This is a genomic window from Desulfovibrio sp. (assembly GCF_009712225.1).
GTDB lineage: Bacteria > Desulfobacterota > Desulfovibrionia > Desulfovibrionales > Desulfovibrionaceae > Desulfovibrio.
Window position 1 is genome coordinate 221896 of sequence record NZ_WASP01000003.1, and the last position, 14055, is coordinate 235950.

Consider the following 14055-nt stretch of genomic DNA (forward strand, 5'->3'; position numbering starts at 1 on the left):
ACAAAAATGCAACGTTATATCATTTCAAAAACATCTACCAACCCATCAAGCAACTACGTTTTTGAACGGGAGATATAATGAAACGCACGATCCTTCTGGCGGCCTGCGCTGCCCTGCTTACCTCCGGCCCCACTCTGGCCCACGGCCCGCACGAACACGGTGCAGCCCATCTCAATGTGGCCGTTGACGGTTCAACCGTAACCATCGACCTTGAAAGCCCCCTTGCCAACGCTCTGCCTTTCGAACACTCACCCTCCACTCCGGCCCAGCGTAAAGCAGTGCAAAACATGGCAGCCACCCTGCGCAAGGCGGAAAATATTTTTATCCTTCCCGCTGCCGCCCAGTGCCGACTAAAGGAGGTGACGCTCGAATCAGCGGCACTGCCTGCAGAGCTGCTTACCGCCCCCCACACGCAACAACCTGCAAAATCAGAGCATAACGATCATATTGCCCATGGCGCAGATCACGTTGCAGGCAAACCTGAGCATGCAGACCACGCTGACCATGCACCTGATGCCACTGAGGCCGCGCATGCGGATCTGGACGCATCCTTTGTTTTTGAATGCGCCAATGCGGATGCCCTGAAAAGTATGGATGTCAACCTGTTCGCAGCATGGCCAGCTCTGCACGAACTGCGCGTGCAGCTTGTGAGCCTCACGGGCCAGCACGCTGCCGAGCTGACTGCCGAGGCGCACACCCTCAAATGGTAGTCCCCGTGCAATCCACAGTTCAATCCACTCCGCGGCTTGTGGCTGCGCCAGCAATGCCCCAACCGGCAACAAAGCTTGCGGTACAGCTGGAAGACATTACGTTTTACTGGCCCGGTCAGGAGCAGCCCACCCTGCGCATTGCCTCTTTTGCACTTGCGCAAGGAGAAACGCTCTTTCTCTCCGGCCCCAGCGGCGGCGGCAAGAGCACCCTGATCAGCCTGATCGCGGGAATTTTGCAACCAGCTACCGGCAGCGTACACGTCAACGGCATGCGTATGGACACTTTGCCCCGGGCTGCGCGCGATGCCCTGCGTGGAGATTTCATTGGGATTATTTTTCAGCAGTTTAACCTGATTCCGCATCTTTCCATGCTCAACAATGTGCTGCTGCCCTGCCGCTTTTCTGCGTTGCGGGCACGGCGGGCTGCGGATAGAGATGGCAGCCCCGAGCAATCTGCCCGGCGCCTGCTTGAAAGTCTGGGTCTAGCCCGAGAGCTGTGGGGCCAGAATGTTGCCCGCCTTTCTGTAGGACAGCAGCAGAGAGTGGCTGCCGCCCGAGCGCTGGTGGGTGCTCCCCCGCTGATCATGGCCGACGAACCCACATCTGCGCTGGATGCAGACCGCCGCGCGGATTTTCTGCACCTTTTGCTGCGGCAGTGCGCCGAAGCGGGGTCGAGCCTGCTCTTTGTGAGCCACGATTCAACCCTGGCGGATGCATTTGCCAGGCGCGAAAGCATGGTGCCCATAAACAGGCCGCATGGTGGGGAACAGTCATGACACGTTGCAAGTTTCTGCTGTCGCTGGCTTTTTCTAGCGCCTGGAACCGCAAGGGCACGCTGAGCCTGGTGGTCTTTTCCATTGCTCTTTCCACTACCCTGCTGCTGGGCATGGAGCGTGTGCGCACCCAGGTGCGCGAAAATTTTGTGCAGGCTGTTTCAGGCACTGATCTGGTGGTGGGCGCGCGCGGCAGCGAACTGCAACTGCTGCTGTACGCCATTTTCCACATGGGCAAAGCATCCAGCAACATGGGCTGGGACAGCGCCCAGCGCATTGCCGGGCGCAACGATGTTGCCTGGACCATTCCCGTGTCGCTTGGTGATTCGCACAAGGGTTTTGCAGTGGTGGGCACAACGGCGGATTTTTTTATGCGCTACCAGTACCGCCGCCATGCCTCCCTGCAATTTGCCCAGGGCCAGCAATTCGAAGGAATCTTTGACGTTGTGCTGGGGGCTGAGGTGGCCGCCAGGGAACACTACAAACTGGGCGACCGGGTGCTGCTGAGTCACGGCACGGGCGACACGCGCCTCAGCCTGCATGCCGACAAGCCCTTTGCCGTATGCGGCATACTGGCCCCAACCGGTACGCCAGTGGATCGCGGCCTGTACATAAGCCTTGCCGCCATGGAGGCCATTCACATCGACTGGCAGGGCGGCGCGCCCATCGCGGGTTTTCATGTACGACCAGATCAGGTAAGCAAATTCAACCTTACGCCCAAGAGTGTAACAGCAGTGATGGTAGGGCTGAAAAACCGCGCCCGCGTGTTTGCCGCCCAGCGCGAAATAAACGCAGACCAGCAGGAAGCCCTGATGGGCGTGATGCCCGGTGTTGCCCTCGACCAGCTGTGGAGTCTGCTGCGCACTGGTGAAAGCGCCCTGCGCGTTCTTTCGTGGCTGGTTACTGTGGCCGGGCTGGCGGGGCTTGCGGCAACCATTCTCGCCGGGCTTGGTGAACGCAGGCGCGAGCTGGCCGTATTACGGGCCGCAGGCGCAAGCCCGCTGGACATCGTGGCCCTGCTTTCGCTGGAGAGCATGCTGCTGGTGCTGGCGGGCGCACTGGCTGGCACACTACTCACGGCCACCCTGCTGACGATCTTCAGCCCGATACTGTCCAACAGCCTTGGCCTGAGCCTTTCGCTTTCATGGCCCACGGCAACAGAGTGGCAACTGCTGGGCGCAATCTCTATCGCAGGCTTTCTGGCCGGGCTGATCCCCGCCTGGCGGGCCTATCGCATAAGTCTGGCCGACGGGCTCAACGCCTCGGCGTGACAAAGGAAGCTGCATGATAACCAACACCGCAACAAGGCGCATGTTCTGCCTGCTGGCGGCATTGCTGTTCTGCTGGCACAGCGCAACGGCGCTGGCCCTTACCGATGACTATACTCGCCAGCAATCCGAGCAGTGGCAGCCCACGCGCGAGGAGCTGGCCAAGGCCGCCGAGGCCAGAAAGAGCGGGAAATATACTGAAATTACGTGGGAGAATCTGATCCCGCCTTCATGGGATCCGGCCAAGGTGTTTGACAAGTTCAACTTTGACCGCTTTAGCGATGACGATCCCAGGGCAGGCAAGGCCCTGAAGGAATTTCAGGCCCTGTGGAGCAATGCCCCCGCCAACAAAGAGCTGGGCGGCAAACTGGTGCGCATTGCCGGCTTTGTGGCTCCCCTTGATTTTCTGGGTGGCGACCAAATGTCGGAGTTTTTGCTGGTGCCCTACTTTGGGGCGTGCATTCACGTACCACCGCCACCAGCCAACCAGATTATCTACGTTATTCTTGAAAAACCCATGGGCATCCAGATGATGGATACCGTCATGGTGTACGGCAAGCTTGAAATAGAAAAATCAGAAAGCGACATCGGCGACGCGGGCTACCGCATCAAGGCCGTGGCGGTGGAACCCTATGCAGCAGAAGAAACTGAATCAAACTGACCGCCCCGCGCCACCCAGTGCCGCAGATGTTCTCAGCGCCTGCCAGGGTTTGCGCCTTACGCGGGTGCGCCGCATGGTGCTTGAATTTTTGCTCGGTGCCCAAATGCCCGTCAAAGCCTACGACATTCTCGATGCATTGCGTCACGGTGCCCCCAAGGCTCTCACCCCCGCCAGCATCTACCGCGCACTCGACTACCTGCTGCAGGAGGGTCTGGTGCACAAGGTTGGCACACTCAATGCTTATGTAGCCTGCGCTGAAGCCTGCCCGGAAACCTGTGCAGACACCAACGCCGCCTGCACGGAAAGCTGCGCAGAAAACTGCACCTGTAGTCGCGCCGGAAGCCACAGGGTTCGCCACGCCCCGGTTTTTATGCTGGTATGCCCCGGCTGCCGCAAAAGCAAAGAAATCTGCGACCCAGCCCTGTACCAGACCATCTTTTCTGCCATGCAAAGGCAGGGTTTTCAGCTGCAGGGCGATACGGTTGAACTGACAGGCATCTGCCCCGGCTGCGCGCAGCAGCAGGATCAGAGCTGCACCATATAAACAGGATGGCGGCGCATGTTCCAGCTGAAACATGCGCCGCCAAACCCGTCCGGCAAATAGACGGTGGGAGCAGTCAAAACTTTCAAAACAAAGGGCCTTTTCAGGCCCTTTGTTATTTCATCTACTTTTCAGTTTCTTCCCCGCTCTTGGCCTCGGCCTTGGCCTTCTTGACGCGGGGGGTGCCAGTACGGTGCACCACAAACTTGCTGATAGAGGGTTTGCGATGAATGGGCTCCTGCTGCAGGCACTTTGTGGGGCATTTTTCCACACACGCAGAGCAATACACACACAGGAAGGGATCATAGTTCCACTTTCCGGCCTTTGCATCCACGGTAATGGCGTCTGTGGGGCATACTCTGGCGCAGGAATTACAGAATATGCATTTTGCGACATCGTTGGTAATTACGCCACGGTAGGCGGGGAATGGTTCGCGCTCTTCCAGAGGGTACAGCCTCGTGGCGGGCTTGCCCGAAAGATTGCGCAGCACGTTAGGAAGCATATACATGATGGGCTACCTCTCTGTGCATGAGATGCACGGGTCGATACTCAGCACGATAACCGGCACATCGGGCAGCTTGCAGCCCGGCAGCATGTGCAGCAGGGGCGGCACGTTGGCAAAGGTAGGCGTGCGCACGCGCATGCGTTCCAGATGCTTTGTGCCGTTGGCCCGCACATAATAGAACAGTTCACCGCGCGGCTGCTCCACACGGAACACCGATTCGCCTTCGGGATTGCCGGTAACCTTGACGGTCAGCTCGCTCTCGGGCAGGCGGTTCAGGGCTTCGCGGATAAGTTCTATGGAGTGCAGCACTTCATAAAAACGCACCTTGGAGCGGGCGTAACAGTCGCCGTCGTTCTCAACCACGGGAATGAAGTTGAGGTCCTTGTAGGCTGCGTAGCCGTGCATACGTTCGTCGATTTCCCAGCCGCTACCGCGCAGAACGGGGCCGGCAGCGCCGAGCAGACGGGCGTCGTCCTTGCTCAGGATGCCGATACCGCGAGTGCGTTCCTGCACGGTGTAGTCGTCAAGCATGGTACGGGTAAGCTCGCGCATGCCCTTTTCCAGCTCGTCCAAACGACCATGCATCCAGCGGATCTGGTCGGGGCTCAGGTCGCGGCGCACGCCACCAACCACGTTGACCGACAGGATAACGCGGTTGCCAGCCGTGGCTTCGCAGATGTCCATGACATGTTCGCGGATGCGCCAGAACTGCTGGAACACGCTTTCAAAACCAAAGGCATCGGCAAAAAGCCCAAGCCACAGCATGTGCGAATGGATACGGTGCAGCTCCGACCAGATGACCCGCAGAAACTGGGCGCGCGGCGGGGCCGTAATGCCCATCATGTCTTCAATGGCGTTGCAGTAGCAGTTGGCATGAATGCACGAGCAGATGCCGCAGATACGCTCAACCACAAAAACCATCTGGTTGTAGTCCTTAAGGCGCACCAGGCTTTCAAGCCCACGGTGCACAAACCCCAGCTGCGGCACAGCCCCCACCACGGTTTCGTCTTCCACCACAAACTTGATGTGCAGCGGTTCGGGCAGCACCGGGTGCTGCGGCCCGAAAGGAATCACGGTTGTGCGGTTGCTCATGCCTTCTCTCCTTTGGCCGTGTCATCCTTGGCGGCCTCGGCCTTGGCGGCAGGCCGCCGTACCGTGGTCATGGTAAAGTACGGCGCATGGGTAACCTCGCCTTCCAGATACATGGCCCCTTCGTAATCGAGGGGCAGATCCGCAAAGCGCACGCCAAACTGGTCCTGCGTTTCGTTCTCGATGAGCACGGCGCAGAAGTAGATGGGCGTGATGCTGGGGATGCGCTCTTTTCTGTTCACATCCATGCGCAGGTGCACCATACCCTTTGCGTCTGTGGGCTCCCACACGCACAGCTCGGCGTTGTGGCGCAGGTCGGACATGGTGAGGTTCACGTCAAAGTGGTAATAAAGCCGCAGCGTGTGCTCGTCCATGACAGTCTGCGACATGGTCACAAAACGATATTTGGCGTTAGCCAGCTGCTGCACTTCTGAAAGCAGCGTTTGCGGCGTCACTTCCTTGGCTTCAAAAAACATGGCTCTATCCTTTCCGGGTTAACCCGCGTTTTGCAGTGGCTTTTCGGGGGCTTCTTCCGGCGCGGACTCCGCCTGCGGCGTCATGTCGGGAGTGCCGTCCTCGTCGCCCGGCATAAAGGTGGGCACCGGTTCGGGGCCAAGACCCATCTTGGCCTTGAGTACGCCAAGGGCCTGCACCACGCCATCAATGATGGCCTCGGGTTTGGGCGGGCAGCCCGGCACAAACACATCCACAGGAATGATGTTGTACGCGCCGTTCAGCACGTTGTACGTATCCTTGAACACGCCACCCGAAAGGTTGCATGCACCGATGGATACCACAGCCTTGGGCGAAGGCATCTGTTCGTAAATCTGCCGCAGCACGTGCTGGTTGCGGTGGTTTACCGTGCCGGTAACCAGCAGCACATCGGCGTGCTTGGGGTTGCCCGCGTTGACTACACCGAAACGTTCTACGTCATACATGGGCGTCAGACAGGCCAGCACCTCGATGTCGCAGCCGTTGCAGGAACCGCAGTCAAAATGAACTATCCACGGAGACTTAAGCCGGCTCCGCTTGATCATATTGTCGACGAAACCCATATTCCGGCCTCCTTACGCCACGTACAGCCATAAAAGATTAACCAGGGCCAGACCCATGCCGAGCAACAGGGACTTCTTTTGCACCATCCACTGCCAGGTCAAACGGGCGGTGATGTTGTCGATAAGAATTTCTGTGAACAGCGAGGCGCCCACGAGAACGGCCATTCCCACAAAGCTGGTGTGCCAGAACATGGCGCACAGCCCAAGAATAAGCACCAGATCAAGCCAGTGGGCAATTTCAATAAGCGCAAGATAGGGACCAGAGTATTCGGTCTGCACGCCACGCACCAGTTCCTGGTGGCCGTGGTGGCTGGCCGCGATATCAAAGGGCGACTTGCGCAGCTTGATGGTCAGGGCGTAGCCAAGGGCCAGGAACAGCAGCGGCATCTTGAGCAGTAGGGGCTGTTCAAGCTGGAATACTGCGGCGATGGAAAACGACCCCGTGCACATGGCAAAACCCACGAACACCAGAATCAGGATGGGCTCATAAGCCAGCATGAGCAGCAGCTCGCGCTGGGCGCCCATGTTGCTGTAGGGCGAGGGCACGCACACGGCGCCCACTACCTGAAACACAGCACCCACGGTAAGCACAAAGAACAGCAGCAGCAGGTCTCCGCCCATAAAGAAGAGCAGCAGAGAAAGCACTGACGAAATAAGCGTTACATACGCGCTGAACACAAGCCAGGCATTGGTTACCTGCGGCTGTTTGCCCAGCAGTTTGAAGATATCATAAAAAGGCTGAAGCAGCGGAGGCCCAAGACGGGACTGAAGGCGCGCCGTAATGCGGCGATCAAGTCCGGTAAGCAGCCCGCCCACCAGGGGCGACAGAATCAAACCGCCGATTGCGCTGAAGATGGTGAGCATTACAGCAGACCTCCTACCAGTACGACCAGGAATGCGGTGGAAATGATGTCGATGGCCCGCGTAATCTTGCTCTCGCCAAAATACTGGCTGAGATAGAAGTTGGCCACGCGTACTGGTTCAAAGGCATTCATGGGCCCCTTGAAGCCAACCACGCCGTCCTTTACTTGCGTAAGACCCGAGAAATAGGGCTGTGCGTGAGCAGATTCGGGAACCCTGCGGGCTTCGCGCCAAGCATACCACACACCCAGACCCAGCAGAAGGAACAGGAAGTAAATCCACACGTACCCTTCGGCCCCGGTAAGGGTAGCACCGGGAATGAAGCCCTCAGTCTGCAGGTTGAAGCGTGCGTACACGGCCCGCACCGAGGGTTCCACAAAAGTCTGAAGCACCATGGGCGAAATGAACGAGAAGCCCACCGCAAGACCGCACAGCGAACGCAGTGCAAACATGACCGAAGGCTTGGGGTGACCGTGGGTGGGGCGTTCGTGCATCTTGGAGGAAGAAACAAGTACGCCAGCCCAGCGGGCCCAGAACAGTACGGTAAAGGCCGAGCCCAAGGCTACGAAAAAGACGATGGGCGTCATGGCCTGGGTGGCGCGGGCAATAGCCTCGATGGCCATCCACTTACCAATCAGCATGCCAAAGGGAGGCAGCATCATGGTAAAAATGCCGATGACGGTGATAATGGCAGTACGGGGCATCTTGCCGTACAGGCCGCGCATGTCTTCGATATCGCGCGAACCGATGCGCTGCTCAATGGCGCCCACGCACATGAACAGCAGGCCCTTGGACACGGAGTGGTAGATGATGATGGTGGTTGCCGCCATCATCGAGGCCGCCGTGTTAATACCCACACAGGCAATAATGAGGCCCAGGTTTGCGATTGTGGAGTATGCCAGCACCTTTTTGGCGTTGCTCTGGCTCACCGCAAGAATACAGGTTGCCACAAAGGTAAATGCACCAAACAGGGCCACAATGGTGGACATGGTGGTTCCCGCAAAGGCGGGGGCCATGCGCAGCAAGAGGTAGGTACCCGCTTTCACCATGGTAGCCGAGTGCAGCAGGGCCGAAACAGGCGTGGGCGCGACCATGGCGCCGCAAAGCCAGCTTTCAAAGGGAACCTGCGCCGACTTGGTAAAGGCGGCCAGACAGAAGAATGCAAAAGGCAGCAAAATGGCCGTGTTCTTCACATCCATGGCGGTCATTTTTTGCAGCACAAGCTCGGTAGAGAGCGTGCCGAGGCTCTTCTGAATGAACAGCATGGCCGAGACAAAGGCCAAGCCCCCAAGCACGTTCATCCACAAGGCGCGTTGCGCGTTGGCTTTTGACTCGTCTGTCTGGTCATGCCCTATGAGCATGAATGAACACAGCGTTGTAATTTCCCAGAAAAGGAACATCCATGAGAGATTGTTGCAAAGCACCAGACCGTTCATGGCTCCCAGGAAGCAGAAAATAATGGCAAAAAATCGGGGCTGGCGCGAAACACGCAGGTGCAGGTGCTCCTCGTGCAGATCCATGTAGCCCATACCGTAAATGGTGATAAGCCCGCCCACCACGGTGATGATGATCACCATGATCAACGAAAGCCCGTCTGCCACAAAGGCAGTGATGGGCACTTCATGCCCGGGGAGAACAAATTTGAGGTAAAGCATGCCCACAAGCTGAAGCAGGGTCATGCCCATGATGAGGCGGCTGCCAAGTTTCCAACCTATGCCGAGAATGTAGACCAGCAAGAGCAGGTCCAGCACGCTGAACACGGAATCGGCCGAAAGGCCAAGTATGGAACCGACCTCAAGCCTGAAAGCGCCATTCGCGCCCAAGGTCACGGCTGCCACTGCCATGATCGTAATCGCCGCAGGCACTATCAGTTTACGTGTGCCGCTGCTTTGCGTGAAATAGAGCACAAGCGCCATAATAAACGGCAGTGCTACACAACAAAAAACAAGTGTACTCATCTTCATTGCCCCACTACATTGCGAGTTGTGAAAAACTTCACTCTAGATAACTTCCTCACAACATAAAAAAATCACAAACCTCCTTACATCCTTTGTCCATTTTCTTTCTTTTAGAGTTAATCTATGTACATTCTTGCGTCAACATATTTGCAAAAAATTGCCACACTGTTTGTTTGATGAACAAAACATACTTGGAGATTTGTATTTTATCCGCCTGAATTTGAGCAGCAATTTTTGGCCAGAATAGGCATATTTCTACTCGGGATTTCCACCGCGTTGCACGTAAGTTGCCAGCGGCCTGACCTGCCAGGGATGGAAAAAAATCTGAAATGGGGGGTGAAGAAGTGGCAAACCATGGCGCAAAAAATGAAAAATGCGCGCAAAAAAGCAAGCGTCCCGGCCACACCATTTTGCACAATTACTGTGCAGGGTGTGGCAAGGACGCTTGCTGTATAGTGCCTTGCAGGGCCTTGGCGCGCGGGATCCGCTAGCGGTGCGGAGCGCGCAGAATCAGGCTCAGGCGTCGAGCACCAGAGGCTCTTCGGCCATGGTGGCGACCATGACGGCCTTGATGGTGTGCAGACGGTTCTCTGCCTCCTCAAAGGCCATATTGCGGGGCGATTCAAACACATCATCGCTCACTTCCATGCATTCAATGCCGAAGCGCTGATAGATGTTTTCGCCAACTGTAGTATCGCGATTATGGAAACTGGGCAGGCAATGCAAAAACTTGCAGTCTGCATTGCCCGTCATTTCCATTGTTGCCGCGTCCACACGGTACGGCGTTAACAGCTCGATGCGCTCTTTCCAAACAGAATCCGGCTCGCCCATGGACACCCAAACATCGGTGGAGAGAAAATCGCAGTCTTTAACGCCTTCCTGCACGCTTTCTGTACGAGTAATGCGCGCACCTGTGGTTTTGGCTATGCGGGTTGCCGTTTCAAAAACCTCGTCAGACGTCCACAAAGCCTTGGGAGCTACGGAACGGAAGTCGAGGCCCAGCAGGGCTGACCCAACCATCAGAGAATTGCCCATATTATAGCGCGCATCTCCAAGATATGCCAGCGTTTGCTTGCACAAAGGTTTATTGCAGCATTCGCGCATGGTAAGCATGTCTGCCAGAAACTGGGTGGGGTGCCACTCGTTGGTAAGACCGTTCCACACAGGCACGTTGGCGTGCTTTGCCAGGGCCTCTACCCTCTCCTGCTCAAAGCCACGGTACTCGATGCCATCATAAAAACGGGCAAGCACGCGGGCTGTGTCAGCCAGTGATTCTTTTTTGCCCATCTGTGAACCTGAGGGGCCAAGATAGGTTATGCGAGCGCCCTGATCATAGGCCGCCACTTCAAAGGAACAACGGGTGCGCGTGGAATCTTTTTCAAAAAGAATGACAATATTTTTGTCTGCCAGAAACTTTGGCTCTCGACGCGCCTTTTTGGCCCGTTTAAGCTGGGCGGCCAGATCCAGCAAATAGGTGAGTTCTTCCGGCGTGAAGTCGGTTTCTTTCAAAAAATCCCGCTGATACAGCTTGTTGCTCATGACGCATTCCCACCTTTTGCAGACAGTGTGCTCCCCTGCGGCTGGGCCGCAAGACAAAAACTATAAGTAGAGTAACATTCCAATTTCGTCACAGCAGTAAAACTTGGGACATTTACTGCATTCAACCCACACAATGGCAGGCATGTCTTCTCGCTTGAATTCGCTGAATCCACACCTGGAAAAAAAAGGCGCTGCCAGGGTAAAGGCAAAAACCCGTGGCAGGCCAAGATTACGGCATCGGTCCACCAGAGCGGCCACCAGCCTTTTGCCAAAGCCCTGCGCCTGACAGGCGGGGTGCACGGCAACAGAACGAATTTCCGCCAGGTCTTCCCACAACACATGCACGGCACCACAGGCCACCACCACATCCTGACCGTCAATGGAGGAAGGCGCCGTAGCAACCATGTAATCCTGTATATGCTGGTAAAGATACTGCGGGCCACGCGCCAGCATTACATTGGACGATGCGTAGTGGTTGATGAGCGCAGACATGCCGTGCACGTCGCGCACTGTCGCCGACCGGATGACCAGGGAAGAAAGATTATCAATCTGCACATCCTGAACAAGCGGTTTTTCTTCAACTCCTACACGTGGAATGGCAATGGCCATCATGCTCCCCAAAATCTGAAGTGTGCCTTTACCCCCACACAGGGTAAAAGAAGCCTGAAAGGTTGACCAAACAAGTGCACGCCAAACTCTGCCGCAAAGAGTAAGCATAATAACAAGCTTTGCGCTGTGCAAGCAGTTACGGCCCCAATGCGCACAAAATTTGCCCACCGCAACACATTTACCCCCTTTCAACCAGCAAATCGGCGTTGCCCGCATACGCCTTTGCAGCTATGATGCCTCCACCAAGGAGAAAGCATGCGTTCTGCACTACGGTTTACCATAATCTGCCTTGTCTGCGCACTGTTGTGCCATGTGCCCAGGTCAGTCATTGCTGCCGATCAGGGGGGCGACCATCCCCGCCTGACCAAGATCGTGGCCCTTACCCGTCATGGAGTGCGTTCGCCAACACAAACTGCCGCTACACTCTCGCAGTGGAGCACCCGCACCTGGCCCCAGTGGCCCGTGCCAAGGGGGCACCTGACGCCTCGCGGCGCACGCCTTGTTACCGCCATGTGGGAAGACATGCGCGGGCGCATGCTGAACCTCGGCCTGCTGCCAGACGCAGTCTGTCCCCCGCCCGGCAAGGTATTTGTTCGCGCCGACGTGGACCAGCGCACCCGGGCCACCGCCAAGGCACTGCTTGATGGTCTTTGCCCCGATGGCAGCCAGTCTTACGCGGTTTCGGGCCAGTCGCCCGACCCGCTCTTTCACCCCGTGCAGGCGGGGATACAACGCTTTGACCCCGCCTCTGTGGCCGCCAGCATCATAGACAATGCCGGTGGCGATCTGGACAGGCTGCACGAAGACAACGCAACCACACTGACCCACATGCAGCACCTGAGCTCCCCGCTGGGTGCGGAAATGTGCGCCCGGTATAATTTGCCGCCCTCGTGCGGGCTGACCGACCTGCCCAATTCCGTAAGTGTGGAAGCTGACGGCAGCGGCGCGGGGCTTTCAGGCGCGCTGGCCGCAGCCTCTGGCATGGCCGAGATCTTTTTGCTGGAATACGCCCAATGGCCCGATGTTTCTGCGGGCTGGGGACAGGTAGACGCACGCGTTCTGCGCGAGGTGCTGCCCGTGCACACCAGCGTGTTCAACACTGTAAACCGCGCACCTGTGGTAGCCCGGCTCAAAGGGGCTTCGCTTCTTTCAGAGATGATGGCCGCCCTTGAGGGCTCGCACCGCGACCAGCGCTGTAATGCAGCCTCGCTGGTGGTTTTTGTGGGGCACGACACCAACATCGCTAATGTTGGGGCACTGATGGGTGTTAACTGGCAAATCTCGGGCTATCCCGACAATGCCACCCCGCCCGGTTCTGCCCTGATGCTCGAACTGTGGGAACGGGGCGACAGCAAAGAGGTGCGAATACGCTTTTTTGCCCAGACACCAGAGGCGCTGCACGCACCCTTTGAAGAACAGCGCCAGCCTGTGGGCAGTTTTGTTGTCACACCCCAGCTTACCGACCCCGCCAGAACTCACAAGGCCACGGCGGCCCAGGTTACAGCCCCGCCGGTTGTAGGCGAAGCCCGCTTCAGCCTTGAGGACTTTACCCAACGGGTAAGCAATGCCGTGCAAAACGCGCCCCTCGCTCCGCAGGAAGTGCCGCCACTACGTCTGCGGGCAGATATAGAGGCCGACAGCACCACAGCCGCCACTGCAAAACCAGAATCCACCCCGGGCACAGCAGTCACCAGATAAAAAACAGCATCCACCTGCTGATTTCAGTAAACGCCGTCTCATTCGATGCGGCGTTTTTCCTTTTACTGCGTCCCCAAAACCACGGTTTCCGCGGTCCACAAGGGTTGCGGCAAAAATTTCCCCCCTATTTCAGGGAACAGTTTTTGCACATTTTTTACCGGGAATTATTTTCCCCGGCTGATACGCGACACAGGGAGGTGCGCTTACAGTACTCGGCCACGCCCGCAGTGGATTGCAGGCGTTACCGGCTATGTCCTCACGGACTGGGAGACAGTTATGAGCGTCAGTGCGTTATCATCATCTTCTTCATCATATTGGGAGAAGATGCTTGCGCAGATGAAGGGTTCCAGCGAATCACAAACGCAGGACAATCTGGCAGGCAAGCTCTTTGGGGATCTGGATTCTGATGGGGACGGCACGCTAACCCTCTCTGAAACCGGACTGAGCAAGGATCTCTACAGCAAGATCGACGCCGATGGCGACGGTACGGTTACGCAAACCGAACTGCAAAAGGCCATCGAAACCCAGCGCAATGCCATGTTCACCAGCATGCAGCTGGGCCAGAGCCAGACTGGTTCTGCCACCGACACCTCGACCACAGGGCAGCCCACCGCCAAGGACCTGCTCTCGTCCATTATGAATGGACAGGTTCCCGGTGGAATGCACGGTGCTGGCAAGGGCAAAAACGGGGATGACCTTGCATCCAAACTTTTCTCGGCGTTGGACAGTGACAGCAGCAACGGCCTGAGCGTGGACGAAACCGGGCTCAGCCAGTCGGTTTTCGATTC

15 protein-coding genes and 1 pseudogene are annotated in these 14055 nt (G+C 57.2%); 8 read left to right on the forward strand and 8 right to left on the reverse strand.

Features of this window, described 5'->3' with window-relative positions; genetic code table 11:
- Positions 1-77 precede the first annotated feature (77 nt).
- Genes F8N36_RS02025 through F8N36_RS02045 form a run of 5 tightly spaced genes read left to right on the forward strand, consistent with a single transcriptional unit; the run spans position 78 to position 3956 of the window.
- Complete coding sequence (locus F8N36_RS02025) at positions 78-710, forward strand: DUF2796 domain-containing protein (protein WP_291331081.1); 633 nt, start codon at positions 78-80, stop codon at positions 708-710.
- 5 nt (positions 711-715) lie between these two features.
- Positions 716-1486, forward strand: a complete 771-nt coding sequence (locus F8N36_RS02030; protein ID WP_291331082.1) for an ATP-binding cassette domain-containing protein — start codon at positions 716-718, stop codon at positions 1484-1486.
- On the forward strand, positions 1483-2754 hold the full coding sequence (locus F8N36_RS02035) for an ABC transporter permease (protein WP_291331083.1): 1272 nt from the start codon (positions 1483-1485) through the stop codon (positions 2752-2754). Before F8N36_RS02030 ends, F8N36_RS02035 begins: the two co-directional genes overlap by 4 nt.
- 13 nt (positions 2755-2767) lie before the next feature.
- Positions 2768-3412 carry a DUF3299 domain-containing protein gene (locus F8N36_RS02040; protein WP_291331084.1) on the forward strand — a complete coding sequence of 215 codons (645 nt, stop codon included), beginning with the start codon at positions 2768-2770 and terminating at the stop codon, positions 3410-3412.
- Positions 3384-3956 carry a hypothetical protein gene (locus F8N36_RS02045; RefSeq protein WP_291331085.1) on the forward strand — a complete coding sequence of 191 codons (573 nt, stop codon included), beginning with the start codon at positions 3384-3386 and terminating at the stop codon, positions 3954-3956. Before F8N36_RS02040 ends, F8N36_RS02045 begins: the two co-directional genes overlap by 29 nt.
- A 121-nt stretch (positions 3957-4077) precedes the next feature.
- Here the strand turns inward: F8N36_RS02045 and F8N36_RS02050 are convergent, their stop codons facing one another.
- Genes F8N36_RS02050 through F8N36_RS02075 form a run of 6 tightly spaced genes read right to left on the reverse strand, consistent with a single transcriptional unit; the run spans position 4078 to position 9421 of the window.
- Positions 4078-4461, reverse strand: a complete 384-nt coding sequence (locus F8N36_RS02050; RefSeq protein ID WP_291331086.1) for a 4Fe-4S binding protein — start codon at positions 4459-4461, stop codon at positions 4078-4080.
- 6 nt (positions 4462-4467) lie between these two features.
- Positions 4468-5550: a nickel-dependent hydrogenase large subunit gene (locus F8N36_RS02055; protein WP_291331087.1), complete on the reverse strand. Its 1083-nt coding sequence runs from the start codon at positions 5548-5550 to the stop codon at positions 4468-4470.
- Positions 5547-6023, reverse strand: a complete 477-nt coding sequence (locus F8N36_RS02060; protein ID WP_291331088.1) for an NADH-quinone oxidoreductase subunit C — start codon at positions 6021-6023, stop codon at positions 5547-5549. The genes F8N36_RS02055 and F8N36_RS02060 overlap by 4 nt, the downstream gene beginning before the upstream one ends.
- Positions 6024-6041: 18 nt before the next feature.
- Entirely contained in the window at positions 6042-6602 is a 561-nt protein-coding gene (locus tag F8N36_RS02065; RefSeq protein WP_291331089.1) for an NADH-quinone oxidoreductase subunit B family protein, read from the reverse strand.
- Positions 6603-6614: 12 nt separating this feature from the next.
- Positions 6615-7466: an NADH-quinone oxidoreductase subunit H gene (locus F8N36_RS02070; RefSeq protein ID WP_291331090.1), complete on the reverse strand. Its 852-nt coding sequence runs from the start codon at positions 7464-7466 to the stop codon at positions 6615-6617.
- Positions 7466-9421: an NADH-quinone oxidoreductase subunit L gene (locus F8N36_RS02075; protein ID WP_291331091.1), complete on the reverse strand. Its 1956-nt coding sequence runs from the start codon at positions 9419-9421 to the stop codon at positions 7466-7468. Before F8N36_RS02075 ends, F8N36_RS02070 begins: the two co-directional genes overlap by 1 nt.
- Before the next feature lie 312 nt (positions 9422-9733).
- On the opposite strand from F8N36_RS02075, the gene F8N36_RS02080 reads away from it, so the two are divergent.
- Positions 9734-9877 (forward strand): hypothetical protein, encoded by a 144-nt coding sequence (locus F8N36_RS02080; protein WP_291331092.1) that lies wholly within the window; start codon positions 9734-9736, stop codon positions 9875-9877.
- Between the two features lie 60 nt (positions 9878-9937).
- Here F8N36_RS02080 and argF read toward each other — a convergent pair whose 3' ends face one another.
- Positions 9938-10960 carry an ornithine carbamoyltransferase gene (gene argF / locus F8N36_RS02085; protein WP_291331093.1) on the reverse strand — a complete coding sequence of 341 codons (1023 nt, stop codon included), beginning with the start codon at positions 10958-10960 and terminating at the stop codon, positions 9938-9940.
- A 60-nt stretch (positions 10961-11020) separates the two neighbouring features.
- On the reverse strand, positions 11021-11569 hold the full coding sequence (locus F8N36_RS02090; RefSeq protein ID WP_291331094.1) for an N-acetyltransferase: 549 nt from the start codon (positions 11567-11569) through the stop codon (positions 11021-11023).
- A gap of 255 nt (positions 11570-11824) precedes the next feature.
- Here F8N36_RS02090 and F8N36_RS02095 point away from each other — a divergent pair, with 255 nt between their 5' ends.
- Complete coding sequence (locus tag F8N36_RS02095) at positions 11825-13267, forward strand: histidine-type phosphatase (RefSeq protein ID WP_291331095.1); 1443 nt, start codon at positions 11825-11827, stop codon at positions 13265-13267.
- A gap of 276 nt (positions 13268-13543) precedes the next feature.
- Positions 13544-14055: pseudogene (locus F8N36_RS02100) on the forward strand (hypothetical protein); the annotation flags it as partial.

Coding starts and splice junctions, on each gene's coding strand:
- F8N36_RS02075 (WP_291331091.1), bottom strand. CDS start 9,421: ATGAGTACACTTGTTTTTTGTTGTGTAGCACTGCCGTTTATTATGGCG.
- F8N36_RS02095 (WP_291331095.1), top strand. CDS start 11,825: ATGCGTTCTGCACTACGGTTTACCATAATCTGCCTTGTCTGCGCACTG.
- F8N36_RS02055 (WP_291331087.1), bottom strand. CDS start 5,550: ATGAGCAACCGCACAACCGTGATTCCTTTCGGGCCGCAGCACCCGGTG.
- F8N36_RS02045 (WP_291331085.1), top strand. CDS start 3,384: ATGCAGCAGAAGAAACTGAATCAAACTGACCGCCCCGCGCCACCCAGT.
- F8N36_RS02050 (WP_291331086.1), bottom strand. CDS start 4,461: ATGTATATGCTTCCTAACGTGCTGCGCAATCTTTCGGGCAAGCCCGCC.
- F8N36_RS02035 (WP_291331083.1), top strand. CDS start 1,483: ATGACACGTTGCAAGTTTCTGCTGTCGCTGGCTTTTTCTAGCGCCTGG.
- F8N36_RS02080 (WP_291331092.1), top strand. CDS start 9,734: ATGGAAAAAAATCTGAAATGGGGGGTGAAGAAGTGGCAAACCATGGCG.
- argF (WP_291331093.1), bottom strand. CDS start 10,960: ATGAGCAACAAGCTGTATCAGCGGGATTTTTTGAAAGAAACCGACTTC.
- F8N36_RS02065 (WP_291331089.1), bottom strand. CDS start 6,602: ATGGGTTTCGTCGACAATATGATCAAGCGGAGCCGGCTTAAGTCTCCG.
- F8N36_RS02040 (WP_291331084.1), top strand. CDS start 2,768: ATGATAACCAACACCGCAACAAGGCGCATGTTCTGCCTGCTGGCGGCA.
- F8N36_RS02060 (WP_291331088.1), bottom strand. CDS start 6,023: ATGTTTTTTGAAGCCAAGGAAGTGACGCCGCAAACGCTGCTTTCAGAA.
- F8N36_RS02025 (WP_291331081.1), top strand. CDS start 78: ATGAAACGCACGATCCTTCTGGCGGCCTGCGCTGCCCTGCTTACCTCC.
- F8N36_RS02070 (WP_291331090.1), bottom strand. CDS start 7,466: ATGCTCACCATCTTCAGCGCAATCGGCGGTTTGATTCTGTCGCCCCTG.
- F8N36_RS02090 (WP_291331094.1), bottom strand. CDS start 11,569: ATGGCCATTGCCATTCCACGTGTAGGAGTTGAAGAAAAACCGCTTGTT.